24 protein-coding genes and 1 pseudogene are annotated in these 25,528 nt (G+C 40.4%); 12 read left to right on the top strand and 13 right to left on the bottom strand.

Annotated features, from left to right (window positions below):
- Positions 1 to 65 precede the first annotated feature (65 nt).
- From NG743_RS04475 to NG743_RS04450, 6 genes are all read right to left on the bottom strand, one after another.
- Positions 66 to 692 (bottom strand): Uma2 family endonuclease, encoded by a 627-nt coding sequence (locus NG743_RS04475; RefSeq protein WP_027404678.1) that lies wholly within the window; start codon positions 690 to 692, stop codon positions 66 to 68.
- Positions 693 to 766: 74 nt separating this feature from the next.
- Complete coding sequence (locus tag NG743_RS04470; protein ID WP_027404679.1) at positions 767 to 1,120, bottom strand: HVO_A0114 family putative DNA-binding protein; 354 nt, start codon at positions 1,118 to 1,120, stop codon at positions 767 to 769.
- Complete coding sequence (locus NG743_RS04465) at positions 1,117 to 1,251, bottom strand: toxin-antitoxin system TumE family protein (RefSeq protein WP_257122119.1); 135 nt, start codon at positions 1,249 to 1,251, stop codon at positions 1,117 to 1,119. Before NG743_RS04465 ends, NG743_RS04470 begins: the two co-directional genes overlap by 4 nt.
- Positions 1,252 to 1,371: 120 nt before the next feature.
- Positions 1,372 to 2,946 (bottom strand): group II intron reverse transcriptase/maturase, encoded by a 1,575-nt coding sequence (locus NG743_RS04460; protein ID WP_257120704.1) that lies wholly within the window; start codon positions 2,944 to 2,946, stop codon positions 1,372 to 1,374.
- 875 nt (positions 2,947 to 3,821) lie between these two features.
- Positions 3,822 to 4,247, bottom strand: a complete 426-nt coding sequence (locus NG743_RS04455) for a type II toxin-antitoxin system VapC family toxin (RefSeq protein WP_027404681.1) — start codon at positions 4,245 to 4,247, stop codon at positions 3,822 to 3,824.
- Positions 4,247 to 4,483, bottom strand: a complete 237-nt coding sequence (locus NG743_RS04450; protein WP_027404682.1) for a hypothetical protein — start codon at positions 4,481 to 4,483, stop codon at positions 4,247 to 4,249. The genes NG743_RS04455 and NG743_RS04450 overlap by 1 nt, the downstream gene beginning before the upstream one ends.
- Before the next feature lie 222 nt (positions 4,484 to 4,705).
- Between NG743_RS04450 and NG743_RS04445 the strand changes: the two genes are divergently transcribed.
- Positions 4,706 to 5,029: a hypothetical protein gene (locus NG743_RS04445; RefSeq protein ID WP_027404683.1), complete on the top strand. Its 324-nt coding sequence runs from the start codon at positions 4,706 to 4,708 to the stop codon at positions 5,027 to 5,029.
- Positions 5,007 to 5,432 (top strand): PIN domain-containing protein, encoded by a 426-nt coding sequence (locus tag NG743_RS04440; protein ID WP_257121587.1) that lies wholly within the window; start codon positions 5,007 to 5,009, stop codon positions 5,430 to 5,432. Before NG743_RS04445 ends, NG743_RS04440 begins: the two co-directional genes overlap by 23 nt.
- A gap of 222 nt (positions 5,433 to 5,654) precedes the next feature.
- Here NG743_RS04440 and NG743_RS04435 read toward each other — a convergent pair whose 3' ends face one another.
- Positions 5,655 to 6,074, bottom strand: a complete 420-nt coding sequence (locus NG743_RS04435; RefSeq protein WP_257121586.1) for a type II toxin-antitoxin system VapC family toxin — start codon at positions 6,072 to 6,074, stop codon at positions 5,655 to 5,657.
- Entirely contained in the window at positions 6,061 to 6,339 is a 279-nt protein-coding gene (locus NG743_RS04430; protein ID WP_228043994.1) for a ribbon-helix-helix domain-containing protein, read from the bottom strand. Before NG743_RS04430 ends, NG743_RS04435 begins: the two co-directional genes overlap by 14 nt.
- Before the next feature lie 246 nt (positions 6,340 to 6,585).
- Between NG743_RS04430 and NG743_RS04425 the strand changes: the two genes are divergently transcribed.
- From NG743_RS04425 to aroQ, 4 genes are all read left to right on the top strand, one after another.
- Positions 6,586 to 7,227, top strand: coding sequence for a hypothetical protein (locus NG743_RS04425; protein WP_027404687.1), 642 nt, complete (start codon positions 6,586 to 6,588; stop codon positions 7,225 to 7,227).
- 468 nt (positions 7,228 to 7,695) lie between these two features.
- Positions 7,696 to 10,326 (top strand): type I DNA topoisomerase, encoded by a 2,631-nt coding sequence (gene topA / locus NG743_RS04420; RefSeq protein WP_027404688.1) that lies wholly within the window; start codon positions 7,696 to 7,698, stop codon positions 10,324 to 10,326.
- 388 nt (positions 10,327 to 10,714) lie between these two features.
- Complete coding sequence (locus tag NG743_RS04415) at positions 10,715 to 10,855, top strand: hypothetical protein (RefSeq protein WP_027404689.1); 141 nt, start codon at positions 10,715 to 10,717, stop codon at positions 10,853 to 10,855.
- Entirely contained in the window at positions 10,830 to 11,324 is a 495-nt protein-coding gene (aroQ, locus tag NG743_RS04410) for a type II 3-dehydroquinate dehydratase (RefSeq protein ID WP_257121585.1), read from the top strand. The genes NG743_RS04415 and aroQ overlap by 26 nt, the downstream gene beginning before the upstream one ends.
- Here the strand turns inward: aroQ and NG743_RS04405 are convergent.
- A complete protein-coding gene (locus NG743_RS04405) occupies positions 11,318 to 11,620 on the bottom strand; it encodes a hypothetical protein (RefSeq protein ID WP_257121584.1) in 303 nt (100 codons plus the stop codon). The genes aroQ and NG743_RS04405 overlap by 7 nt on opposite strands.
- Before the next feature lie 44 nt (positions 11,621 to 11,664).
- Here NG743_RS04405 and NG743_RS04400 point away from each other — a divergent pair, with 44 nt between their 5' ends.
- The 5 genes and pseudogenes from NG743_RS04400 to NG743_RS04380 all read left to right on the top strand — a co-directional run bounded on the left by NG743_RS04400 (position 11,665) and on the right by NG743_RS04380 (position 17,613).
- Positions 11,665 to 12,561: an ADP-ribosylglycohydrolase family protein gene (locus NG743_RS04400; protein WP_027404691.1), complete on the top strand. Its 897-nt coding sequence runs from the start codon at positions 11,665 to 11,667 to the stop codon at positions 12,559 to 12,561.
- Positions 12,562 to 12,729: 168 nt separating this feature from the next.
- Positions 12,730 to 15,332, top strand: a pseudogene (locus tag NG743_RS04395) (HD family phosphohydrolase).
- Positions 15,333 to 15,581: 249 nt separating this feature from the next.
- Positions 15,582 to 16,187 carry a vWA domain-containing protein gene (locus NG743_RS04390; RefSeq protein WP_027404693.1) on the top strand — a complete coding sequence of 202 codons (606 nt, stop codon included), beginning with the start codon at positions 15,582 to 15,584 and terminating at the stop codon, positions 16,185 to 16,187.
- 34 nt (positions 16,188 to 16,221) lie between these two features.
- On the top strand, positions 16,222 to 16,827 hold the full coding sequence (locus NG743_RS04385; protein ID WP_027404694.1) for a vWA domain-containing protein: 606 nt from the start codon (positions 16,222 to 16,224) through the stop codon (positions 16,825 to 16,827).
- 252 nt (positions 16,828 to 17,079) lie between these two features.
- On the top strand, positions 17,080 to 17,613 hold the full coding sequence (locus NG743_RS04380; protein ID WP_306459826.1) for a salt stress protein, Slr1339 family: 534 nt from the start codon (positions 17,080 to 17,082) through the stop codon (positions 17,611 to 17,613).
- Positions 17,614 to 17,894: 281 nt separating this feature from the next.
- Here NG743_RS04380 and NG743_RS04375 read toward each other — a convergent pair whose 3' ends face one another.
- The 3 genes from NG743_RS04375 to NG743_RS04365 all read right to left on the bottom strand — a co-directional run bounded on the left by NG743_RS04375 (position 17,895) and on the right by NG743_RS04365 (position 22,600).
- Positions 17,895 to 19,166, bottom strand: a complete 1,272-nt coding sequence (locus NG743_RS04375) for a glycoside hydrolase family 10-like protein (protein WP_027404696.1) — start codon at positions 19,164 to 19,166, stop codon at positions 17,895 to 17,897.
- A gap of 118 nt (positions 19,167 to 19,284) precedes the next feature.
- A complete protein-coding gene (locus tag NG743_RS04370) occupies positions 19,285 to 21,702 on the bottom strand; it encodes an ATP-binding protein (protein ID WP_257121583.1) in 2,418 nt (805 codons plus the stop codon).
- A 403-nt stretch (positions 21,703 to 22,105) separates the two neighbouring features.
- Positions 22,106 to 22,600, bottom strand: a complete 495-nt coding sequence (locus tag NG743_RS04365; protein WP_027404697.1) for a bifunctional nuclease family protein — start codon at positions 22,598 to 22,600, stop codon at positions 22,106 to 22,108.
- 400 nt (positions 22,601 to 23,000) lie between these two features.
- Between NG743_RS04365 and NG743_RS04360 the strand changes: the two genes are divergently transcribed.
- Complete coding sequence (locus NG743_RS04360) at positions 23,001 to 23,660, top strand: riboflavin synthase (RefSeq protein WP_193965036.1); 660 nt, start codon at positions 23,001 to 23,003, stop codon at positions 23,658 to 23,660.
- Positions 23,661 to 23,906: 246 nt separating this feature from the next.
- On the opposite strand, the gene NG743_RS04355 is transcribed toward NG743_RS04360, so the two are convergent.
- The gene (locus tag NG743_RS04355; RefSeq protein ID WP_257121582.1) at positions 23,907 to 25,517 is read right to left on the bottom strand and encodes a M23 family metallopeptidase; all 1,611 of its coding nucleotides are present in this window, start codon (positions 25,515 to 25,517) and stop codon (positions 23,907 to 23,909) included.
- Positions 25,518 to 25,528 lie beyond the last annotated feature (11 nt).

Raw genomic sequence — 25,528 nt, 5'->3', positions numbered from 1 at the left:
TTCAGAGTGGGGCGATTTTCGGGAAAGAGTTAATAATGTAGAGAGTGAACATGGCTTAAAGCACTTTATCTGCCAGCCTTTAAAACTTGTTCGGCTGTCAGTTTTAAATTTGGGAATGTCGGCGAAGTAATGGGTTGATTGCCTCGAATCTGCTGAATTTCATACTCTCCTTGGACTAACGTACAAATGGAAAGGGTAGGTTGTTTCGGTTTCCCAATATGTCGAGTCCCACCTAGACCCGCATAATCCGCAATCCAATATTCAGGAATACCTAAAATTGCGTAGTCTTCGACTTTACGCGCATAATCGTTTTGCCAGTTGCTACTAACTACTTCCATCACAAATTTAATCGAACTGCCCAGCGTGATGATTGATTGGTCATGCCAAAGTAGTTCTTTTGTAAGTTCATTGCGGTCAACAACCATAACATCAGGTCTAAATGCTGTCATACCCAAGTTAGAAGGACGTAACAATCCTCGCTGAAGGACAAACCAATTTAAACCTATGGCATCAATTTGGGTGCAGATTTTTGTGGTGGTAAAAGCTGAAACTTCTTCATGGTAGCCTGTTGGTTCCAAATCAAACACCTCTCCATCAATCAATTCGTAGCGGTTACTGTCACCATAACGGACGATAAAATCGCCAAAACTTAGTAACTGCTGTTGTATTGGTCTTTCGGTTGCAATGGTCATAGGTCAACTTAGCCCCATCAATATCATCACTCTAGCATTTTCGCTAAATTCATCCTTCGCCGTTTTTCAAATTCTCACACTGCTTTCGTTAGTGGCATGAATATTTCAACGGATTCAAATGGTACAGATATTTTGTCTTCTTCTGTCCGTTCAATTAATCCCAGTTCTTCCAGGCGATTTACGTCTGTGTGTACGTTTGAATAGTTTCTTTCGGCTGTTTTTGCCAGCGCGTAAATACTGCATGGCTCTATTTTGCTTAAAGTATCAAGCAAATCAAGTCGAGCAGGCGTTAGCTCGCTAAAAAGTGATTTTGCAGATTCAAATGAAAGTCTAAAATTTACTGGCTTTCCAATTTCGGAGTCTTTAATTTGTTGACGAGCGGCTCGGATTGCAGAACCACCCTTGGCTACTTCAATAATTGCTTTCATGATTCACTCCAGGTTTCAATGTCTTTTTCAAAATCGTCAAGCAATTTATCAATGCTTGTGAAGTTGTAATCTATTTCGTGTGAGTTTATATGTTTATGATCTCCTTTTCCGCGTTCGTTGTCATATCTAATTCTACATTTTCCATTCTGCCCGTAAAATAATCTGGTTAGAGTCGAGGGGGAATATTATTTCCCGCCCCTCTCTGTTAAATCTGGGCGTGCGACTTTCACCGCACCCAGCTTCCGACGTTCTTAGCTTTCGCTTTTGCTCATGTGTATGTAATCGTGGCAGCTTTCATGAATGGCTAGAAGATTATTAGTTTTCCAGTTCGTATGACTTCCATCTACATGGTGTAGATGTACCTTTTCGTCACTAAGCATTTTTAATCCACAATGACCACATTTATGGTCTTGCCGTTTGATGGCTTTAGAGGTATGACTGTCATAGAGCTTGCTGTTACGTTCGCTCCAATAACTCAAATCTCCGTCGTAGGGTGATTTCTCACCTTTAACGCTGATATGTTTGTTTTCGGAGTAAGGAACTGCTGGGAATGCCTTTTTTATTAGCTCTTGGCTAGTATGGCGATTCTGTTTAGTTTCCTTGTTGAATACCTTGAATGCTCTGTGATTGATGTGCCATAAGGAAAACTTCGACCCATCCATCTTGCAGAAGCGGTGGTAATTCCTCCAGCCTCTAACTACCGGAGCTAATTTCTCAGCCTTTGTGGTAGCACCATAGTTCGAGTTGTTGACGATGAATTTTACTTTCTTGCGAAAAGCTTTAAAGTTGTCCACTGAAGGGACACATCTAAATTTTCCGTTTTTCTGGACTTTGAAGTTCCAGCCGAGGAAATCAAAACCATCCGTCGCGGCGGTTAGCTTTGTCTTTTTCTCACTGACTTTCATTCCCCGCTCTGCTAAGAACTGACTGATTTTGTCGAGTATTTCTGTGGCATCGTCTTGAGGTCTGAGTATTATTACCATGTCATCCGCATAACGGATTGTTGGTTCGGTAATATCTTTCCTGGGGGTTTTGTCAGTGATTCTTTGATTAGATGTCCTATGATATCTATGAATACTTTCAATCCCATTTAAGGCGATGTTAGCTAATAATGGACTTACTACACCACCTTGAGGTGTTCCTTGTTCGGGAAACTCTGGATTAACTCCGGCTTTGAGACATCGGAATATTCCCTGTCTTATACTCTTGGGAGCGATGAGTCTATCCATGATGGCGGTGTGGTTTATCCTATCGAAGCATTTTTCGATATCGAGTTCTATAACTCGTTTGTCTATTCCATTGGCGATGGAGCGTAGATTGTTGAACAGGGTTTTTTGTGCGTCATGCGCTGAACGCCCCGTTCTAAATCCATAGCTGTGAGCGTGGAAGGTTGCTTCGTGTGCTGGTTCTAATGCGTATTTGACAAGGCATTGATAAGCCCTATCTGCAATAGTGGGGACTTTGAGAATCCGGGTTTTTCCGTCCTTTTTTGGGATGGGTATTTCACGCAATCCCTGGTGTTTCCAGTCGTTGCATTCGGTTCTGAGTTTTTCACTCAGTTGAAACCTTTGCTCGAATGTGAGCGCGGTCTTACCGTCAACTCCCGCTGTTTTTTTCCCAGCATTTAGCTGTGTTACTTGACGAATAGCCAGTAATCTTGCTGCGGTTGATTTCAGAATCAGTTTTTGTAGGGACTTAGCTTTGCGCTTGTCGCCAACTTGAACCGCTTTGTACACTCGTTTTTGTAGGCGGAATAGGTTACGGCGAAATTTCTTCCAAGGTAACGTCTTCCAGGATTCACTAGAGTTATCTCTGTGTCTAATCATGCTCTGCTCCAATTTGTGTATTCTGAACACCTTGCGAAAATTACTTCGCATCCTACCCGAATTGAAGGAGTTCTGCTGCTCGTCCAGCCTACTTAGGGTTCGACCGCCCTTAGACCCTCAATCCGTTTTTATTCGTTCCCTCGGTTGATTGTTCGTTCCGTTAGGTGTAGCCACTTCAACCGCTGGATTCCCTGGACTCTTGCCGTTATTCAAATAAGATGCGGCGGGAATTTAATCTCCAGTGGAGTCAGGTTTAGTTGTTGTGTCCTGCTCTAAAGTAGGTCGTTTTTCTAGGCTCTGTTTCACCATAGGAACTCCCCGTTAGCGCCAGTGTCACCCCACAACAGATGTCTGATTGCGCCCTGTTCCCAGCTTCACCCTCCAGATACCGAGTCTGGTCAGTGTGGGCAGATAGGGAGTCATACCTGAGTCTGGTAGATGGGACTTTCACCCATATCAGACCGAGAGTTCAACCTTCTCTATTACTAGATTGGATTGGTGAGGTTATTTACGGACTGGATACCGTGATTCACTCACAACGAATCGCACTATTTGTATTTATGTGTACTTGGTGGTGTTGGTTCTGGTAGTTCCCATATAACAACCTCGACGATTGATCCGTCGTCATTAACTTCTTTTGCTTTGGCGATTAGAGTGGCCTTCATATATTGCATTGTAGCAATATATTTAACTTCTGTCGAGTAGCAATATTATGATCCGAACGGCACAGTTGAGCGATCGCCCTAAATTTTTTTTAAAATAGTAACAGTAGAATGTATTAGCGTAGCGCATAATAAATAATAATTACAAACTAATCATAATTACAAGCAAAAAGGCGCGTTAAGTAATGCACTTTACAATATCTGGAATCATATTTAAGTATCTAATAGAGGCATAAGCAAAGGAATTGGGCGATCGCGGTTCTTTCTGTAAACGAGAAAATCGCTATCAAGCGTAAAAATCAGACTACTAGGGTATAGCTCCGACATTCGGACTAATTCCGCATCTGCTAAAGAAACTGGTACTGATTGATAGCGACTTAATAATGTCATTACTGTCACCAACTCCGCATCCAAATCAAACTGAATAATGATCTGTTTCTGAGCTAACAATTGCAGCAAAATTTCTCGCTCCCTCTTTACTCGTTGTAACAAAAACCAACTTTCTGAAATCACCGCTTCACAAGTTAGTAATGGGGGAGCAATTTCCTTTAATTGTTCTGTTACCCAAGTATGGTGGACATCATTGCGGTCAATTAAAGCCAGTAAAATCCCTGTGTCAACAATTACCTGATAGTGCATCACTGGCCATAGCCCTGCATATAATCAGGATTTGTTGAAAGATCGCCTGGTCCCTCCCCTGCCCCAATCGAATCTTGAGCTACCTCAAAAAACGAGAGGGAATTTGTTTCTAGAGACGTAGTGATTGCGTCCTGACGTTTTTTCCAAAGAGACTCTACAAAAGTTAACACCTGATACTGATCTTCCGTCGGTAATACCTCTACCGTTTGTAAAATTTGTTTAGATAAGGCAGACATACTAGTTATTCCTACAAAATACACGACCTTATAATTATGAAAAATATAACATTAACTTCTCCATAATAAAAGGCGAACTGCTTGCAGCAGCACTTCGAGATCGCCCTATAGGGAATGCGACAGCGAACCGCGACCTAGTAATCGCTATTCCTGTGAGTCGTGAGTTCGGGTGATCGCATAACATAGAATAGAATTATAACTGACTTCAAAACAGCAAACTATATGCTAGAAGCAAATGTACATGAGAACCAAGAGCTTTCTGGGCTAATCCAACAAGCGAACTCTAAGCGAGAAGCGATCGCCTTAGTTCAAGAAGGGCAACAAAAAGCAGTGCTGTTAAGTTTAGAAATGTTTCAACATTTGATAGGAATTAGCGATCGCCGAGAACAGCTATCAAACGATGGATTTGCAACTATGTCGCGGCAACTTTTTACCAAATCTGGATATGACTCAACTGACAAAATTATGGAACTCATTCAGGATGTAAAACAAGAAATATCCACAGAGAGAGCGCAGAGGCTAAATGACGGTGAAATCAAGTTCTAGTTTACCCAAATCGGTATTTCTTGACACAAATATCTACATTCTGGGAGCGCTTGATTTAAACAGCGATGAGCAAACTAGAGTTATCTTCTCTCAAGAACTTATCGATCAAATCTTACGAGTTGGTAAACGCTTGCAAAACAAAGACTGGTCAAGTGGTCTGTTAACAAGACTTTGGCAGCAATTGAAAGTAGATTTCATATTTGTAGAAGACCAAGATATTCAAGCGATAGCTGATGCTGGCATAATTCCCCGTGAAGATGCAGGTGTTTACCTGACTGCCAAGCAAGGAAAAGCAAAATGTTTTGTATCCAGAAATTACAAACTAATTCGCGCACTTGTCGAGCAAACTGAAGAATTTGAATGTTTCACTCCAAGCGAATTCTTACAAAAATATGCCCCATAAGCTAGTAGTCTGTCAATCCAAAAATGACGGGTAAAGGCAAGTAGGGGGAGAAGAGGGGTAGGGGGAGTAGGGGAGGGAAAACAGAAGTTTTTCCTATTATTACCCGTCAAAATAAATTTGACGAACTACTAGATAAACTGATTTGTTTGAGCGATCGCCTCAATTATCTATCTTCTAAAGGCTTTGCGGTATTGCGATCGCTATTACTGTGAGTCGTGATTTTTAGTTAATAGACATCAAATTCTCAAAAGGATGATGATTTTTCCAGCGGTAAGTATTAAAGTCCCGAAAATCAACAGATAGAATCCGCCCATGCCCCAAATGTTCGGCAAGAATAATCAATGAAGCGTCCGCTAAATCCATTGGCAGAGAACTATATTGATTCATCAATTCACTGATTCTTTTCCCATCTTGAACCTTGAGATCAAAAACCTCAAAAGCACCAATTTCTAAGCTATGAATAAACGTCTGTTGAGCATTTGTGCCTGTACGTTTCAAGAGAATATGACAAGCTTCCGTAATCACGCACCATGTTGTAATCAGAGGCTCATTAATCGTATCTAGAACTTCTTGAGCGAGAACATGATAATCATCACGGCGATTGATTAGTGCTATCCAAAAGCCAGAATCAACGATTACCATATTTTTCGTTAAGACTTTCAGTGAGATATTGCTTGTAATTAACCGACAAATCAGAGTCCCCTTCAGCACAACCAATCAGCCCTGATTCTCTAAGAAGTTGCAAAGGTTTTACAGGGGATTCTTGATGTAATTTTTCATAATAAAGATCGATCGCCACTTTCATAATGTCAGACACACCTTGATTTGTCCGCTGGCGAATGTAATTAAACTTACTAGCGCGATCGCTATCGAGCCTTGCATTAACTCTCATATTTTTGCTTGTCATAACTCTGTATGACAATACTATAGCTCAAAAAATTCAAAGTTAAGTAGTTCTCAAATAGTTTCCTCATAAGGCGATTGCTATTCCTGTGAGTCGTGATTTCTAGGCGATACCTGCGGCGAGGGCAGCGATAGCGAAGCGCGACCTAGGAATCGCTCTTTTCCCCATATATATCGTATATTAGGTATTAGAACCCAGATCAAATTCCTAAACTTCCAAAATTCATGTAATTACTACAAGGATTTAACTGTGATTACAAATGCTAGTAGCCTTACACTTAGCAATCTCCGTCAAACCTTTGGCTTGAGACTCGACACTAGCGATCGCTTTTTTGATGAATGGTTAAATAATGCGCCGACACTAACCGAAGCGGAACTACAAGGACTAGATCGCCTCACTCGCAACTATACCTATCTCAGTCAAGAAGAAGCGCCCCTTGAAGAAATTGTTAAGCTTGTCGTGGTGTCGCCATTGCTAGATTTGGCTGGTTTCTATCAATCTCCTTTTTTGGTAAAAGCAGAAGTAAGTACCAGTATCGAAGTTGCTGATGAAGCTAATACTATGGCGGTTCAAGGCAGAATTGATATTTTGGTAATCCAAGATAGTTTTTGGATTTTGGTAATCGAATCAAAACCTGCAAGGCTGGACGTTACCGCAGGAATTCCCCAAGCACTTACTTATTTGTTGAGCGCTCCTAATTTGCAGTCAAGTTGCTATGGAATGGTGACAAATGGCAGAGAAGTATTGTTTTTGAAATGCAATCGCCGCCAAGATGTCCCTCAATATACGCGATCGCATACTTATCGGTTACTTGAAAATACAGCAGAACGTATTCAAGTTTTACAGGGGCTTAAACAAATTGGGGCTTATATTGGCAATTCAAGAAGTTAGGCGATGGCTCAAATAATATCATCAGGTATTAAGACGCTCATAATCAAGTTTACAGGTGTAATTTATATAATTTTAGCACTTCTTCATGTATAAGTTAATTTTGAGACAAGCCCTATAAAAAATGGCAAATGAGGAAAATTAAGCTAATTTAAAATTATTTATTTCCCCAATCCTTAACCACTGTGAGTCTTGTACCATTAAATTCCAGGGATATTTTACAAAGTATAGTCGTCAAATATGTACTAGATAAGTTAAAGATGGAAATAAATAACAAATTGACTCTCAAAGCTTGCTTCCAGCATTCTCATGTCTAATTCACCGCAACTGAAGTTGATAAAATTCCCCCCTGTTGGGTAGTTTGTGTAAGGATACAATCACTGCTTAGGCGTGGTATTTCATCTTGACATTTCGCAAAAATTAACCCAACTTAACTATTTAGCTGCATAGCTATTATTTTTTTTAATTTCCATGTCAACTCTCGTTATTGTCGAATCTCCCACAAAAGCTCGTACCATTCGCAACTACCTACCAAAAGACTATGTGGTAGAAGCTTCAATGGGTCATGTTCGTGACCTTCCCCAGTCGGCTAGTGAAATTCCCGCAGCCGTGAAAGGGGAAAAATGGGCGCAGCTTGGGGTCAATGTAGAAGCCGACTTTGAACCGATTTATGTCGTTCCCAAAGACAAAAAGAAAATTGTCACTCAGCTTAAAGAAGCCCTCAAAGGTGTAACTGAACTAATTTTAGCAACAGACGAAGACCGGGAAGGTGAAAGCATTAGTTGGCATTTATACCAATTACTCAAGCCAAAAGTCCCAACAAAGCGCATGGTATTTCATGAAATTACCAAGGAAGCCATTCAAAAAGCTTTGAAAGACTGCCGTAATATTGATGAGCAGGTAGTTCGCGCCCAAGAAACCCGAAGAATTTTAGATCGGTTAGTAGGATATACCCTATCACCGCTACTGTGGAAAAAAATTGCCTGGGGGTTATCCGCTGGACGAGTGCAATCTGTAGCAGTACGTCTATTAGTAATTAAAGAACGCCAGCGTCGGGCTTTCCATGAAGGCACATACTGGGATTTAAAAGCCAGTTTAGAACAAGAAAAAAGTCCATTTAGCGCAGTCCTGGTGACTCTAGGCGGCACGAAAGTTGCCACAGGCAGCGATTTTGACTCAACAACGGGCAGAATTACCACAGGTCGCAATGTAATTTTACTTAATGAAGAGCAAGCGGAAACTCTAAAAACCCGTCTAGAAGGGAAAATCTGGACAGTGACGGATATGGAAGAACGTCCTGTCACCCGCAAACCAGCGCCACCGTTCACTACTTCCACACTGCAACAAGAATCTAACCGCAAGTTGCGCTTATCGGCACGGGATACGATGCGAGTGGCTCAAAATTTGTATGAGCAGGGGTATATTACCTATATGCGGACAGATTCGGTACATTTATCCGACCAAGCGATTACCGCTGCCCGTGCTTGTGTGGAGCAAAAATATGGAAAACAATACCTTAGTCCCCAACCTAGACAATACACGACCAAATCTAAAGGCGCACAAGAAGCTCATGAAGCCATTCGTCCCGCTGGTAGTAGTTTTCGCATACCACAAGACACAGGGTTAGCTGGACGAGAATTTGCTCTTTATGATTTGATTTGGAAGCGTACAGTCGCCTCACAAATGGCTGACTCTCGCCAGACTCAAGTTACTGTGCAAATCCAAGTGGAAGATGCTGGTTTTCGTTCCTCTGGTAAGCGGATAGATTTTCCCGGCTACCTCCGCGCTTATGTGGAAGGTTCGGATGATCCTGAAGCCGCTTTAGAAGACCAAGAAGTAATTTTACCTGCTCTGAAAGTTGGTGATCATCCTCAATGTAAAGAATTGGACGCGGTAGGACATGAAACCCAACCTCCTGCCCGTTATACTGAAGCAACTTTGGTGAAAACCTTGGAAAGTGAAGGCATTGGTCGTCCTAGTACCTACGCCAGCATTATTGGCACAATCATTGATAAAGATTATGCTCAGTTGCTGAATAATGCTCTAATTCCTACTTTCACGGCTTTTGCTGTGACTGATTTACTGGAAAAACATTTTCCAGATATTGTTGACCCTAGTTTTACTTCTAAAATGGAGCAAACCTTGGATGAAATTTCCACGGGTGAAGCTCAATGGCTACCCTACTTAAAGAAATTCTATCTTGGTGAACAAGGTTTAGAAACTTTGGTAAGGGAAAGGGAAACAGAAATTGATGCCAGCAAGGCTAGAACTGTAGAACTAGAAAATTTAGATGCTAAAGTCCGTATTGGTAAATATGGACCTTACATTGAAGTTACCAATGGTGAGGAAGTAATTACCGCTTCTATTCCTAAGAACCTGACTCCGGCTGACCTTGACCCTAAACAGGTGGAAATTCTCCTCAAACAAAAAATTGTCGGACCTGACCAAGTTGGTCGTCACCCAGAAACCGGAGAACCTATTTATATCAAGATTGGTACTTATGGACCTTATGTACAGCTAGGCGATAAGACTGAGGAAAATCCTAAACCCAAACAAGCTTCTTTCCCCAAGGGTGTGACACCAGAAACACTCACTTTGGATATAGCTGTTGGTTTATTATCTCTTCCCCGCGCTTTGGGGACTCACCCAGAAACTGGTGGCAAAGTCCAAACTAGTTTAGGAAGATTTGGACCCTATGTTGTCCATGACCAAGGAAAGGAGGGAAAAGATTATCGTTCTCTCAAATCTACTGATAATGTCTTGACAATTTCTTTGAATCGTGCTTTGGAATTATTGGCAGAGCCGAAAAAGGGTCGGGCTGCTGCTAAGAGTAAGTCCAAGGAAGCTTTACGGGAGTTGGGTACGCATCCAGAAGATGATTCACCAGTTAATATCTATGATGGTCCTTATGGTCCTTACATTAAACACGGGAAAACTAATGCCAGTATTCCCGAAGGTGAATCAGTGGAAAATATAACTTTGTCTACAGCTATTGAATTACTTTCAGCTAAAGCATCTACAAAATCTACACGGAAAACCACTAAATCTACTACTACTAAGTCAACAAAGACTAGAGCGAAAAAGACAGACGCGGCGAGTTAGGGTAGGGGTAGGGAGTGGGGGAGTGGGGGGAGTGGGGGAGTGGGGGGAGTGGAGGGAGTGGGGGAGTGGGGGAGAGATTTCTTACTTCTGAACTCCTGAATGGGCGCAGTCCCTGCGCCCCTACCTCCTGATAGCGCAGCGTGGCCTTAGCGATACTCCTGAAATCGTGACTTCTGACTCCTAAATTCAAATCACTAATTACCCATTAGTAATTATGAATGTGATAATGTAATAAGTAAGGGAAAACACAAAATTAAAATTTCATAGTAGGAAACACCATACTTGTGGAAATGTGTCAACCCTGCCAAGGCTAGAAGTGCGATAATACGCCAGTTTCTGCGACCCGGTTAAATAAAATTGAGGTACTATCTCAGGAGCGGTCAGTTTAATGGATTATATAGAAAAGGTGCTGGAAAAGCTGAAAGAATTAGCGCGGAAGTTAATTGATAGTCTGCTAGGTCCAGAGGCTGAACCGGAACCGGAACTGATTCCGATTCCTGTACATGAACGTTCTATGCGCCGTCGCTAAAGTTTTTAAGGTGTGGGAGTTGAATTTGCCAGCTTTAAGTATTCTTGTGCTGCATGGACCAAACCTAAATTTGCTGGGACTTAGAGAACCGGGAATTTATGGTTCGTTGACTTTGGCAGAAATTAATCGCTTGTTAGAGTCCAAAGCAATGGAACTGCAAGCAGATATTTTGTTCATGCAGTCAAATCATGAAGGGGTTTTAGTAGATGCTATTCACGGAGCATTAGGAAAGCATCAGGGGATTGTGATTAACGCTGGGGCTTACACTCATACTAGTGTGGCTTTGCGGGATGCGATCGCTGCTGTTAATTTACCTACTGTTGAAGTACATCTGAGTAATATTTATCGTCGGGAAGATTTCCGTCATCATTCTTATATCGCACCAGTGGTAATTGGCCAAATCAGTGGCTTTGGCGCTCAAAGTTATTTGTTAGGTCTGGAAGCACTGGTGTATTATTTAAATCAGTAATAGGTGACAGGTGACAGGTGACAGGTGACAGGTGACAGGTGACAGGTGACAGGTGACAGGTGACAGGTGACAGGTGACAGGTGACAGGTGACAGGTGACAGGTGACAGGTGACAGGTGACAGGTGACAGGTGACAGGTGACAGGTGACAGGTGACAGGTGACAGGTGACAGGTGACAGGTGACAGGTGACAGGTGACAGGTGACAGGTGACAGGTGACAGGTGACAGGTGACAGAGAAGAGGGAAGAGGGAAGAGGGAAGAGGGAAGAGGGAAGAGAGAGTTATTTCAATTACCAATTACCAATTACCAATTACCAATTACCAATTACCAGTCAAAAATTATGCGTTATTCTCTTGTAAGTCGGGTTAAGGGTGCTTTTCTGGGGGCATTTTTAGGAGAGAGTTTATCTAACCCGAATGGTTTTAATTTGGGTAGGATTGCGGTTTTGGGGACGGAAAGTTTAATCAGTTTGGGTAAGTTGGATGTAGAGGACTGGTTAAAGCGTCAAGAAGCGGCAGATATTAAATTAGAAAAAAATATTAATTCTTGGGGACAAATGATTCTCGCTATATTGCCGGTGGTGGTGTTTTTTCACGAAAATCCTGTAAAAATGCGAGAAAATATTTTAGCAGTGCAAAAAATATGCAAGTGGCAAGATGAGCCGATTGTCAGAGATGCTAGTTTAATCATAGGATATGCGATCGCTCAATCCCTGAATGAAAAACTTAATCCCCGCACATTAATTTCGGAAACAGTGAGTTTTTTAGATAAAACATCAACTTTCTTACCACAACAATTAATAAAAGTCAATGATTTATTAAAAAAGGGTGCAGGACTAGAAACAGCAACCAGGGAATTAAACAGTACAGAACAATTAACTAGTAATATTGGTTTAGCTTTTTACTGCTTTCTAAGTACCTTAGAAGACTTTTCTCTCACCACATTAAGAGCTAATCAAAATCACGATTTTGCCAATTACGATATTACAGGTGCAATTGCTGGAGGATTATCAGGTGCATATAACAGTACGGTTGGTATACCTGTAAGTTGGCAAATTTCCCCCTCTGTCACCAATTCTCCTGCATGGGGACTTCACAGTTTTAACCAGATGTTAAAATTAGCCGATATAATGATGGCGGTATGGGCTGGGGTATATGATTTTAGTGATCATTTTGGCGAATGTGTAGATACAGGATATACTATCTTTGCTGCTCCTCATATTATTCGTAGACGTTGAAATAATTTTTGCGAAACACTGAATTAATTGGGCAGTAAATTTGGAGACTGTTGTATTTAACCCTGAAGGGAGTCAAATACGAACCTCTACCTCTTATTAAGTTATTACACAGCTTGGGTAGTGTGCCGGAGGCATCAGCCATACTTGGGGTATTTCGCGGCAGGAAAGATGAAAACGCAGCAATTTTTGCAGTCCTTGAGTCAGCAATTAAAGCAATGGCAGCGACAGTATAAAGTGCTATTCCGTAAAGGAAAGCATCAACATAAGCTGCATAGAAATTTTTTCAAAAATCTACTTCTATATTTATCAGCAAATAGCCATCAAGGAAAACAAGGTAAACGGGGACAAACACAAACATCAACTACTAAATTGGTGAGAAAAACTGGTGGTGTTGATAAAGTTATTTTCAGATGGGTACACCAGAAACGCTCCTCAATAATTTTGGTGTTCGCAGTATTATCATTGACAAGTGTGGTGGGTCATGATTTATATAACCAACCAAGAATGAAAGTTGATAATATTGCCTGGCAAACATTTATTGCTCCCTACACGGATAATATTGAAAATCGAGAAGAGACAGAACAGAAACGCAAAGATGCTATAGATAGGTCTGTGCCAGTTTTGATGCTTGATAACCAGATCAATGATAAAATTAATGACCATTTAGAAGAAATTTTAGATGCAGGTAATCAACTGCGAGGAATAGTTGGTATTTTTCCGTTTTCTAATACTTCAGTTTTATCAATTCCTACTCAACGTTATTTGAGGAATTTTCCTGAATCAGAATGGCAAAAACTGAAAGTGATTTTAGAAAATAATAGAAAACAAAATTCCAAATTTTTGTTAGTACCGCAAAATTCAATAAATGGCAAAAAGTCGTTTAATTCATCAAGTGTTCCGGTGGTATCGTTGTCTAGTTATGGAAATCATAGTGACGAAGCGTCGTTTATTCAAGCGTTGTCAGAACTGGATGCTTATCAATTTACTGCTTTAAAATCTGATTTCTCAGCACTAATTACCCAAATAGCGCAAGTTAGGCAAGGATATAATCAAGCCCTAGATAAAGTATCACAACTAAAAAATGAACAGATCCAAAAAATTTATACAGAATCTGTTATTTTAGACTTAACTGATAATGATTGGTTAAAAACACAAGCTGGAATTCGTAAAATTGCCGAACGAATTCTTGCTCAAGGTATATCAGCGGGGTTACCCAAATCTATTTTGAATAATGCAGTTAGTTTACAAGTGGAATTATCTGTACCTATGGAAGCTGAATCATTAACAAAAAATATATTTTTAGCGGTATTACAACCAAATATTAAACAAGATGAAGCCCAAACTAAACAACAAGATCAACTGGTAGCTAATAAAATACCGTCTGTGATGGTACAGATTAGAAAAGGAGAGGTAATTGTTAGCAAAGGAGAACAAATTACAATTGGTAAATTTCAGATATTACAACATTATCGCATGATTGGCAGACAGGTGAATTGGCTGGGTTTAACAGTTGTAGCAATGGTTGTGACTGGAGGAATTCAGGTTTTTGTATGGTTGGAAAGAAAAAGTCATAATTATTTACGACAACGCGATCGCTTATTAGTTCTCCTGCTGACTCTGAGTGTTCCTGGAGTATTGGCAATCAGTTTGCCCTATACTACTTGGAGTGCAATTGGTTTATTATTAGGCAGTTTTTATGGACCAACTGTAGGCATAACGGTGGTGGGGTTATTGTCGCTGATACTACCAATTACCACAGATACAAATATTCTAGTATTGTTGGCTGGGGCTGGGGGGGGATGTTAAGTAGTTATATAGCCCATAGATTGCGATCGCGTGAAGAATTAGCATTATTAGGAGTTGTCACTGCTCTCACCCAAGGTGGTGTATTCTTATTATTAAAAATCCTCACTGGTGGGGTTTTTGGTTCGGGTTGGTATATCTTCCAAGAAGCTGGTTTATTTGCTGTATCTGGCTTGTCTTGGAGTGTGGTGGCTTTGGGTTTAAGTCCTTATCTGGAGACACTATTTGATGTAATTACTCCCATCCGCTTGGCGGAATTAGCTAACCCTAATCGCCCATTATTAAAGCGTCTGGCTACAGAAGCCCCAGGAACTTTTCAACATACTTTGTTAGTAGCTACTTTGGCTGAAGCTGCGGCTAAACAATTGGGTTGTAATGTAGAATTAGTCAGGGCGGGAACTCTATATCATGATATTGGCAAAATGCACGATCCTTTGGGATTTATTGAAAATCAAATCGGCAGTCCCAATAAACATGAAACAGAAATTAAAGATCCTTGGAAAAGTGCTGAGTTAATTAAAAAGCACGTGACTGAAGGGTTAGTCATGGCGAAGAAACACAGTTTACCAACGGCAATTCAGGCTTTTATTCCCGAACATCAAGGCACAATGGCGATCGCCTATTTCTATCACCAAGCCCAACAAATAGCCCAAGAAAACCCATACATCATCGTAGATAAAGCCGATTTTTGTTATGATGGTCCCATCCCTCAATCACGGGAAACAGGCATCGTCATGTTAGCAGATTCTTGTGAAGCCGCATTACGCAGTCTCAAAGATGCTACTCCAGAAAAAGCCTTGAATATGCTGAATAATATCCTCAAAGCCAAATGGCAAGATGAACAATTAATAGATTCGGGCTTGACAAGAGAAGAAATGCCAAAAATCGCCCAAATATTTGTGGATGTTTGGCAACAATTTCATCACAAACGGATTGCTTATCCTAAAGCAAAAGTTGGTAATTCGTAATTAAGATGAAGCTGTATAGAATCAGACTTTAAAAATACTTAACCGCAGATAAACGCAGATAAACGCAGATAAGGACTGATGAATTATGTGCTGTATTCATGCTTAATGGTTAAAATAGAGATACAGCAGTTTCCAATTATATGACATACATCATAGCCCCCTCATCGCTTGCGGGCAGGGGGTTGGGGGTGGGGTTCTTGTACCTCATAACATGGGGAAGTGCTGTAGAAAAATCACAATAGGAAGATTATGATGAGCGATCGTGACTATACCTTAATTATTGACAAAAGTGGTAGTATGTCCACACCCGACCAAGTGGGCGGGAGAACTAGATGGCAGATAGCCCAAGAATCTACCATTGCTTTAGCCAGAAAGTGCGAAGAATTTGATCCAGACGGCATTACAGTTTACGTTTTTTCCGGCAGATTCAAACGTTATGACAACGTAACTGCTGCCAAAGTAGCCCAGATATTTCAGGAAAATGATCCAGCAGGGACAACCAACTTAGGAAGTGTACTTCAAGATGCCTTGAATAACTACTTTCAACGCAAAGCTGCTGGTACTACCAAACCTAATGGAGAAACCATTTTAGTCATTACCGACGGTGAACCAGATGATCGCAAAGCTGTATTTGAAATTATCATCAGTGCGACTCGACAAATGGAAAAAGATGAAGAATTAGGAATTTCCATGATTCAAGTTGGTTCAGATCCTCAAGCTACTAAATTTCTTAAAGCCTTAGATGATCAATTACAAAGTGTTGGTGCTAAATTCGATATTTGTGATACCGTAACTTTAGATGATTTAGAAGACATGAGTTTGGCTGACGTTTTAATGAACGCCATCACTGATTAATTAACAAAATTCCTCAAATCTGGAGAGTTTAGTCATGCTAGAAAACCGTGATTACACCTTAATTATTGATAAAAGCGGTAGCATGGCTACCCCAGATCAAAAAGGTGGGAGAAGTAGATGGGTAACAGCACAAGAATCTACTTTGGCATTAGCCAGTAAATGTGAACAATTTGATCCAGATGGCATTACTATTTATTTGTTTTCTGGAAAATTCAAACGTTATGAAAATGTCACATCTGCCAAAGTAACACAAATTTTCACAGAAAATGATCCTTCTGGAACAACAGATTTAGCTGGGGTTTTGAAACACGCTACTGATGATTATCTGCAACGCAAAGCCTCCGGTACAACTAAACCCAATGGAGAAATAATTTTAGTAGTTACTGACGGTGAACCAGATGATCGTAAAGCCGTCATGAAGGTAATTATTGAAGTTTCTCGCCGTTTGGATAGAGATGAAGAATTAGCTATTTCTTTTATCCAAGTCGGGAATGATCCTCAAGCTACTCGCTTTCTGAAAATATTGGATGATGATTTGCAAAGTGCAGGTGCTAAGTTTGATATTTGCGACACCGTGACAATGGATGATATGGAAGATATGAGTTTATCAGAAGTTTTGCTTAATGCCATTACTGACTAACACCGCTAGGCGGAAGTCAAAAGGCAAAATTAATATACAGTAGGCTTTTTGGCGATTGAAAATGGTTGATTTAGGGAATACAAAAAAATAAATTACCCAATTTTGTGGGATGGGCATCCTGCCCGTCCTTGATGGTTAGCGGGCTTCTCACTGAATTAAAAATTAAAAAAGTAGATCCGCCACTTTTCACATCAATTCATAATTTGATAAAAAAAGAAGTCGGAGATCTTATCTGTTTTAGGAATTATAAATATGGATTCCATTGACAAGCTATTAGCTGAACTCAAAACTGAATATACAGAACCAAAAACCACACCACCACAAAATAATTTAACCCCAGTTAAATTGATTTCACCGACAATAAAATCAGATATATTCATAGATAATTTGTTATCAGAAGTACAAGCTGATTTGGCGGAAAATAAAACTGAATATATCCAATCCAACCCGACAAAACCACAAAATAGGTTATCTCCTATTCAATTTGTTCATTCACCTGATCCTAAATCAGATGTATTTGTCAACAACTTATTAGCAGATGTACAAGCTGATATTTTGGCAAAAGATGCGGCGATCGCACTGCGAAAACAAGAAGAATTAGCACAGGAGAAAATTCGTCAAGAAAAACTTCAAGTTAAACAAAAAGCAGCTTTACAAAAATCTGCTGAACAATGGTTAGATCAATTAGATCCATTGTCATCAGAAGGAATATGGTTTGAAAAATTTGCTGAAGGTTATCCTAATAAATTATTAGCCGCAATTGATTATTTACAAACTAATTCCTAAATCTCTATCTTAACCCTAATTTTTAATCAAAAATTCAGCGTAACGCACCATTATTAAGGATTTGGTGTGTTCAGTATTTCCTGCTTTCTCCCTCCTGACTCCTAGCCCGTTGAAACTTTAACTGGTAATAAAACAGAGAAAAATTAAAAAATCAGAAAAATCAGTTAAGAGACTTCCAATTAAAAAAATATCCCAAAATTTCTTGTGGTGCAGGAATCTTGCCTGCCAATAATACAAGGACGGGCAAGATGCCCATCCCACAAGATTGGATCATCTTTTTTCTAAAATGGTATTTGGTCAGTAACAGTGAGGTTCGTTTCTCCTGGCGTTGATTCTACTTTTACTTCCCATCCTCTTGATTCTACAGCAGTTCGGGATGCAGGATATGGAAATAAACTTTTAAATCCAGCTAAACGTTCTTTTAATGCTTCTGGTGCAGTATTCCAAAGACTTTCATAATAGAAAAAAGCTACACCTAGTCCCCGTTGTTGGGCGGCCCGGACTTGAGATTGAATCTGTTGCATTGATACGGGTTTAGTTCTTAAACCTGCCATAACACCGATTCCCGCAGGAATTTTTTGTTTTACTTCTTCCATTTCTGGACGGGAAAGCTTGCCAATAAAATGATCTAAACTTTCCTTATAAACTTGCACAATTAACTCATCTACTATGTCTAATCGTACCCAGTTCAACCAATCTTGGAGTTGAAATTTATAGGCATGATTATAGTAATTAGGTGAGACGGAGAAAATCATTTTTGGTTTGATCTGTTTAACTGTTTGATTCAGTCTCACCATAAATTCTGTAATTTTATTTGCCCGCCAATTTACCCATTCTGGGTTTTGAGGATCACTTGGTGGCGTTTTTTTGGTTTCTTGTTGATATAAGGCAACTGTATATTTATCGTAGCCAAATCCCGAAGGTAAACTTGTATGGTCATCAAACTGAATACCATCAAGATTATATTTTTGAGTAAGTTCTACTAGAAGATCACTAATAAACTGTTGAACTTGGGGATGAAATGGATTTAACCATGAAACCTCTCCGCCAGCACTAATAGATGTTTGAGTTCCATCTTTTTTGCGTGTTAACCATTCTGGTTTATTCATGGCTAATTCTGAACTGGGAGGAGTCATAAACCCAAATTCAAACCAAGGAATTACTAGTAAATTTTGCCGATGGGCTTTATCAATTAAGTCGGCAAGAATATCATGTCCATCTAAGCCTTGAAATACAAATGGTTGGATTTCTAGACGTTTGGCGACTTCACTAGGATACATGACATAACCAGAGTTCCAAACTACGGGATAGATAGTGTTAAAATTGAGTTGTTGCAGTCGTGTGACTGCTTCCTGAACTTTAGTCCTATCTTTAAGAATATCAAGATCATTATTTGTCATCCATACACCGCGAATTTCCTGACGTGATGTTTGGGCTGTTACAGGTGTGAAGGTGTTTCCCCATAAAACTATGAGTAAGGAAATTAAAAACAAAGGCAGAAATAACTTTTTAAGTATTTCCCGAAAACCAAATGGATAAAAATTGAATCTCATTTTAATTTGAAACTATGGCAATGATATAATGGAAGTCGGGAGTTAAAAATATTTTATTGGTTGACAATGAATTATATCTCAATCTGGTTCAGTTAAACATAAAGTTTCTGGTTTATTGCTATGAATCAGGATGCAGAAGATTGCGTCTAACCAGACTGGCGACAACTGTAGCTAATTCTACTGGTTCAATGGGTTTGGGCAAATGTAATTGAAATCCTGCTTGTATGGCTTGCATCCTGTCCTCTACCCTAGCATAAGCTGTCAATGCGGCTGCGGGAATATCTCTGCCCTTTTCAGGGGATAAAGATCGCACTTTACGAATTAATGAATAACCATTTTCCCCTGGCATCCCAATATCACTAATCAAAACATCCGGTGTCCACAGGGTAAGCATTTCCAAAGCTTCTTGGGCTGATGATACTGCTGTAACTTCCGCTTGGCATTCTTGTAGAACTGTAGCAATAAATTCACGGCTATCAACTTCGTCATCTACAACTAATACTTTTACGCCGTTTAGTATGGGGAAAGATATGGGAGAAGTTAAAAAAATGGAGTCGGATTTTGCTGCTTTTTGCCGATACTTTTGGGTTTCTGCACTGTAACTTTCTTCTATCAGTGGTAATTTGACTGTAAATGTTGATCCTTGATTTTCCCCTAAACTTTCTACATGAACAGTACCACCATGCAGTTCTGTTAAATGGCGCACAAGTGATAATCCTAATCCGAGTCCACCATAGGATCTGGTGCTGGAACTATCAGCTTGACGAAAACGATCAAAGACATGGGGGAGAAAATCAGCAGTAATGCCGATTCCATTGTCAATTACTTGAATTTGAGCATATTTTCTGGGTTGATCATGATCATTTGACAAATTTGCGGTGCTAATAGTCGCTTTATTCAGCCTAATTTCGACGTTACCGCCTTGAGGTGTGAACTTGATGGCATTGGTTAACAAATTCCAGATTACCTGTTGCAAGCGATCGCTATCGCCGGATACCATCACAGCAGAGGTTGAATCTGGCAATTCTCCATCATGGGGATCAAAGTGCAAATTAATTTCCTTTGCTTGGGCTGCAAGGGAGACAGTTTCCATAGCTGACTTAATAATAGGAACTAAATTGCAACTTCGAGGATTAAAGGTTAACTTACCTCTAATGATGCGGGATATATCCAACAAATCATTAATTAACTGATTTTGGATTTTCGCATTGCGTTCAATGGTTTCTAGTCCTTGGGCTACCTGCTCTTCTGTAAATTTGCGAGTTCTGAGCAAATGAGACCAACCGACTATAGCATTGAGAGGCGATCGCAATTCGTGGGACAAAACCGCCAGAAACTCATCCTTCATCTGGTTAGCTTTCTGTAAATGCTCAGTTTGTGTTTGTAAAGAAGTGATCAAATTAGTTCGATCTTTTTCTGCTTGTTTCCGCTCTGTAATATCCAAAAATGCTCCGATAGCTCCTCTCGGTTTCCCATCTTCATCAAATAACGGGACGATATATTCCAGCAAATTCGCAACTGTACCATCATCATGGACAACATCAACCTCAAAATCTGAAATTTCCACACCATGAGCCGCAGAATATTGCATGGGTAGTTCTTTTGCAGTCAGTTCTTTACCCTCCTGGAAAAGTTTAAATTTTGTCGGTCTTTCTGATACAGGAGCGGTAAAGGAGGCATTTTCACCAGACTGCATCCTCAGTGACTTGGCAAAAGCTGGATTCATTGTAATAGTTTGGCATTCTCGATCTTTCGCTATGCCAATACCAATCGGAATCATATCGAACAAACTTTGTAACTCATTGACTCGTCGGCGTAATTTCCGGTTAAGGTTGAGAATTTTTTTCTTACTTTTATGAAGTTCCCTGAGTGTGGTTTCCTGTTCACTTAAATCCAGGATAAAAGCTGTTGACCTCTCCCGTTTTTCCCCCTTGAGAGCAAAACCAACTAACACAGGAATACGACTACCATCTTTGCGAATATATTCCTTTTTATATGGTGTACAAACACCGTCTGCACTAGACTGAGCTTGTGCGATCGCTTGTGCATCTAAATATAAAAATTCCGGTGCTGTCAAATGTTGCCAATTTAAATTACCAGCGAGTAAATCTTCCCTTGTATAACCAGTAATTCTCAAATATTCGTCGTTTACCTCGTGGATGCCACCATAAATATCACCAAAAACAATACCAATAATATTAGCATTGACAAAAGTTTGCAGATTCTCATCCTTAATTTTCAATGCCTCTTCAGCAAGACAATTTTTACAACTGAGGCGATCAATTACTATAGCACTTTGCCAAATTAAAATAATCAAAACTATAATTGTAACAAACTCAAGTAGGGAAATAGCAAAAGCATAATTATATAACTTCGCTAATTCACCATTAAGTATTAACCAACCCACCACAAAAATGACAATTAGTGCTGGTAATAACAACCACCGAGCTATCACACCACTATAACCATCATTAGTTATTACCCGCATTAACCACTGTCGAGAACTCGCCCACAGAATCCCCATCGTCAGCACCATAAATTTTCAATAAGTTGACCGTAATATTATTCTATGTTTTTAATATTACCTTGTGTTGGAGAAATTTTTAATTTCACCATCAGCACAAGAACGCACGCCATAGTAGAAAATAATTGTGATAAAAAAATCTATCTAAGGAAATATTTTATAATTTGTGTTTGTATGATAATTAACCCCGTGTTGTTAAAAAAATGTAGGTTGGGTTGACCCAGGGAAACCCAACAAAATTCTGAATCAAGTTGAGTCAAGATTCCTCCTGACTCCTAACCTTAGTCTAGTAGTTCGTCAAATTTATTTTGACGGGTAATGATCGGAAAAAACTTCTGTTCTTCCCTCCCCCACCTCCCCCACCTCCCCCACCTCCCTGCTTACCTTCACCCGTCATTTTCGGGTTGACAGACTACTAGTCGCCATTCCCAAACCGCTTGATTAGATCTTCAGGACGGAGATTAGAAATAAATTCGCGGAAAGCTTCCTGTTCAGCCTCATCAGCATCACGATCTACGGGAATAGAAGCATCAGCTACTACCTCTTCCATAACCCAGATCGGAGTATTTGTACGGATAGCTATAGCGATCGCATCACTCGGACGAGCATCAATTTCTTTTTTGACATCCCCTTGTTGAAGAATCAACGCCGCATAAAAAGTATCTTTCTGCAAGGTATGAATAATAACTTTATCTAAAGTCATATTCCATGTTTCTAACATATTCACAATCAAATCGTGGGTTAAAGGTCGAGGCGGCTTTTGATTTTCCATTGCCCCCATAATTGCTCTTGCCTGTTCTTGACCTATATAAATAGGCAAAGCGCGACGATCTGAACCATCCTTCAAAAGTACAATTGGGCTGCGGGTGATCGCATCTAATGCTATACCAGCGACTTTCATTTCTATCATTGGTTCAGCCTCTAAAGTTCTTTAATCGCTTGGAAATATGTAACAGATAATACACTCTTCATCAAATTAAAAATTAAGAATTAAAAATTAAAAAAAGCAGACTAAACCAGCTTTTTAGGAATTTTTAATGGTTATTTGACTGTTACTGTGGTGTACTAACAATTAGGTATAAATAAACTAATTTCACACCATCTTAACAACTAATTTATTTACCCTTCATATTTTATCCTTCTTTAATCCTCCGATTCAAGTATGCCTGGGGATTGATGTTAATATGTTAATATTCATTTACCGGAATTGGGAAAAAAATTCAAACGGGAAAGGTTTACATTTTTTCCGAGAATTATTAGTTAATTTCCGCCAAAATTAGGGAATAAATAAAATTAGTTTTGGAAAAGCTGTGTTTACAGGATTAATTCAAGGTTTGGGAACGATAAAACCCGTAATGGGAGATCTGTGGCAGATTAGTTATCTGAATCACTCAAAGATGATCATTCAGGACTTAGCCTATGGTGATAGTGTAGCGGTAGATGGCGTATGTCTAACAGTTGAAGAAATCTTAAAAGATGGGTTTATTGCCACCGCTTCGCCGGAAACCCTCCGCCGCACTACATTGGGTAAAGAAGAAACTCAACAAAGATCCGTCAACTTAGAACCGTCCCTGCGGGTAGGTGGTAAAGTCGGGGGTCATTTCGTCATGGGTCATGTAGATGGAATTGGTCAGTTAATCACATCTGAACAAACAGCTAGTTCTTGGGAAATGACCTTTATTGCCCCAGAAGCGATCGCTCGTTATATAGTTCCTAAAGGTAGCATTGCTATCAATGGTATCAGCCTCACCATCGCTGCATACAAATCAGAATCATCTCAATTTACAGTCGCCGTCATTCCCCTGACCTACAGCGAAACCAATCTCAGTCATTTAGTAGCAGGGAGTTGGGTAAATTTAGAAGGAGACATCCTGGGTAAATACGTAGAAAAATTCCTAACTCCCGGAAATAATCACCATCAACAAGAGGAAATTACAACCGCATTCCTAGCAGAAAACGGATATTTGTAGAAGTCAGGAAGTAGGGGCGCAGGGCCTGCGCCCATTCACGAGTATGGCTAACGCCACCCTGCGCTATCAGAAGAATGAAGAATGAAGAATGAAGAATGAAGAATGAGATTTCTCCCCCACTCCCCCTACTCCCCTACTCCCCCCACTCCCCCTACTCCCCTACTCCCCCCACTCCCCCACTCCCCCACTCCCCCACTCCCCCACTCCCCCACTCCCCCACTCCCCCACTCCCCCACTCCCGCCCAATTACCGAGCCTGGGCTGTTTTCACCCCTGCTGTAGCTTGTGCCAACTGGCTGAGACCACCTTGTAATTGCACGCCTGGGTCAACAGCCACCCATCCATCTTGGGTGAGGTGACGGATTTCAAAGTGTAGGTGGGGTCCTGTAGAATTACCAGTGCTACCAACTAGACCAATTACAGTTCCCGGTTCTACCCATTGTCCAGGTTGAACAAAGATTTCCGACATATGCCCGTAGAGACTTTGTTGAGCAGAACCGTGATTAATGATTACAGCTAAACCATAACCACCTAACGAGTTAGCTGATTCTACCTGACCTTTAGCCGCTGCTAAAATTGGTGTTCCTGTGGGCGCACCTAAATCTGTCCCAGCGTGAAAACGGTGATCGCCCGTGATAGGATGAACACGCCAGCCAAATAAAGATGTAATTGGTGCAGCCACCGACAGCGGGAAAACTATTCCCGAACCGCCACCAGCCCCACGATAAGCCAGTGTATTAGTATAAGGAACTGACGGCAAAACTGATGCCAAAGAGAAGTCATAAGACACCATACTAGGACGAGGAGCAACATTACCCTCTATCATTGGCGCAGGTAAACTACCTACCTGGGGAGCAATAGGGGTAGAACTAACCTTGGTCGTGGTAAATTCCCTAGGACTAGGAATAAAGTTATTAGCATGATAGGCAGCCTTTGTATGACTGCTGGTATTACTTCTGGAAATCCGCCAATTATTTTGATTTTGAGGTTGACTGATTTTGCTAACACTACTAGCCACAGCCTCAGTCACATTCTCACTTTGATTACTGTTGGCAGTTATAGTCTTCCAGCTTACTTGTTTTTGCCTAGAGACGTTTACTACTTTCGCCACTTCACTTTTCTTCAGCCAAGTTGGTGATGATTCTTGAGACTTAGCCACAGCAGGAGTTTGTGGAGGTTTAGCGCAAGTGGTAGACACCGTTGCCCCACAACCGCTAGAACGTTCTGTTACTATTACAGAACTAGGCGGTGCATAGTTACTTTCGCCTACATTCTTGTACTCATTCGTATCAATATAAGCGTTGTTGTAATCCTTGGGTTTATTCTCTGTATCCTTAGCAGTGTCTTGAGAATTATTAGCTTGTTGAGGGAGTTCTGGCAGTTTTTTAATGACAGAATCAACTTCACTCACACTAGCAGTAGGTTGAGTATTTTCTCCCTTGGGTTTAGAAATTCTCACACTAGCAGTAGGTTGAGTATTTTCTCCCTTGGGTTTAGAAATTCTCACACTAGCAGTAGGTTGAGTATCTTCTTCTTCTCCCTTGGTAACATCTTTGCTATTTAGCCTCTTTTTTAGATTAACTCGGCGGACAGAAAAATCTGGTTGTGGCTTCGCTATTTCAGGAATACCAGCTTCTTTCTGAACTGGATTTGTGACTGCTGTTGGTTGAGAATTCTCAATAGTAGGAACAATATTATCTATTGAGGAAGTGTCAGACTGAGCAGTTACAAACCCGCCACTAAGAAGACTGAAGCTACTTAATAAACAGATACCTTGTGCTGGCAATCTAGAAGCAAAGCGTTTACTTGTACCGCCGTAGTAAAAGTTTTTATGGGCAGATTTATGGTGCTGCGTCATTTTTTCTCTTT

Origin of the sequence: Dolichospermum heterosporum TAC447 (genome assembly GCF_024584745.1) — a bacterium.
In the GTDB taxonomy this organism is placed as follows: Bacteria; Cyanobacteriota; Cyanobacteriia; order Cyanobacteriales; family Nostocaceae; genus Dolichospermum; species Dolichospermum heterosporum.
Note: the sequence above shows the minus strand (reverse complement) of the source record. Positions and strands in the feature narration are given on the sequence as shown.

What these genes read in the sequence shown, in the direction of transcription:
- NG743_RS04475 (WP_027404678.1), bottom strand. Translation starts at nt 692, where the DNA reads ATGACCATTGCAACCGAAAGACCAATACAACAGCAGTTACTAAGTTTT.
- NG743_RS04470 (WP_027404679.1), bottom strand. Translation starts at nt 1,120, where the DNA reads ATGAAAGCAATTATTGAAGTAGCCAAGGGTGGTTCTGCAATCCGAGCC.
- NG743_RS04460 (WP_257120704.1), bottom strand. Translation starts at nt 2,946, where the DNA reads ATGATTAGACACAGAGATAACTCTAGTGAATCCTGGAAGACGTTACCT.
- NG743_RS04455 (WP_027404681.1), bottom strand. Translation starts at nt 4,247, where the DNA reads ATGCACTATCAGGTAATTGTTGACACAGGGATTTTACTGGCTTTAATT.
- NG743_RS04450 (WP_027404682.1), bottom strand. Translation starts at nt 4,483, where the DNA reads ATGTCTGCCTTATCTAAACAAATTTTACAAACGGTAGAGGTATTACCG.
- NG743_RS04445 (WP_027404683.1), top strand. Translation starts at nt 4,706, where the DNA reads ATGCTAGAAGCAAATGTACATGAGAACCAAGAGCTTTCTGGGCTAATC.
- NG743_RS04440 (WP_257121587.1), top strand. Translation starts at nt 5,007, where the DNA reads ATGACGGTGAAATCAAGTTCTAGTTTACCCAAATCGGTATTTCTTGAC.
- NG743_RS04435 (WP_257121586.1), bottom strand. Translation starts at nt 6,074, where the DNA reads ATGGTAATCGTTGATTCTGGCTTTTGGATAGCACTAATCAATCGCCGT.
- NG743_RS04430 (WP_228043994.1), bottom strand. Translation starts at nt 6,339, where the DNA reads ATGACAAGCAAAAATATGAGAGTTAATGCAAGGCTCGATAGCGATCGC.
- topA (WP_027404688.1), top strand. Translation starts at nt 7,696, where the DNA reads ATGTCAACTCTCGTTATTGTCGAATCTCCCACAAAAGCTCGTACCATT.
- NG743_RS04415 (WP_027404689.1), top strand. Translation starts at nt 10,715, where the DNA reads ATGGATTATATAGAAAAGGTGCTGGAAAAGCTGAAAGAATTAGCGCGG.
- aroQ (WP_257121585.1), top strand. Translation starts at nt 10,830, where the DNA reads ATGAACGTTCTATGCGCCGTCGCTAAAGTTTTTAAGGTGTGGGAGTTG.
- NG743_RS04400 (WP_027404691.1), top strand. Translation starts at nt 11,665, where the DNA reads ATGCGTTATTCTCTTGTAAGTCGGGTTAAGGGTGCTTTTCTGGGGGCA.
- NG743_RS04390 (WP_027404693.1), top strand. Translation starts at nt 15,582, where the DNA reads ATGATGAGCGATCGTGACTATACCTTAATTATTGACAAAAGTGGTAGT.
- NG743_RS04385 (WP_027404694.1), top strand. Translation starts at nt 16,222, where the DNA reads ATGCTAGAAAACCGTGATTACACCTTAATTATTGATAAAAGCGGTAGC.
- NG743_RS04380 (WP_306459826.1), top strand. Translation starts at nt 17,080, where the DNA reads ATGGATTCCATTGACAAGCTATTAGCTGAACTCAAAACTGAATATACA.
- NG743_RS04375 (WP_027404696.1), bottom strand. Translation starts at nt 19,166, where the DNA reads ATGAGATTCAATTTTTATCCATTTGGTTTTCGGGAAATACTTAAAAAG.
- NG743_RS04370 (WP_257121583.1), bottom strand. Translation starts at nt 21,702, where the DNA reads ATGGTGCTGACGATGGGGATTCTGTGGGCGAGTTCTCGACAGTGGTTA.
- NG743_RS04365 (WP_027404697.1), bottom strand. Translation starts at nt 22,600, where the DNA reads ATGATAGAAATGAAAGTCGCTGGTATAGCATTAGATGCGATCACCCGC.
- NG743_RS04355 (WP_257121582.1), bottom strand. Translation starts at nt 25,517, where the DNA reads ATGACGCAGCACCATAAATCTGCCCATAAAAACTTTTACTACGGCGGT.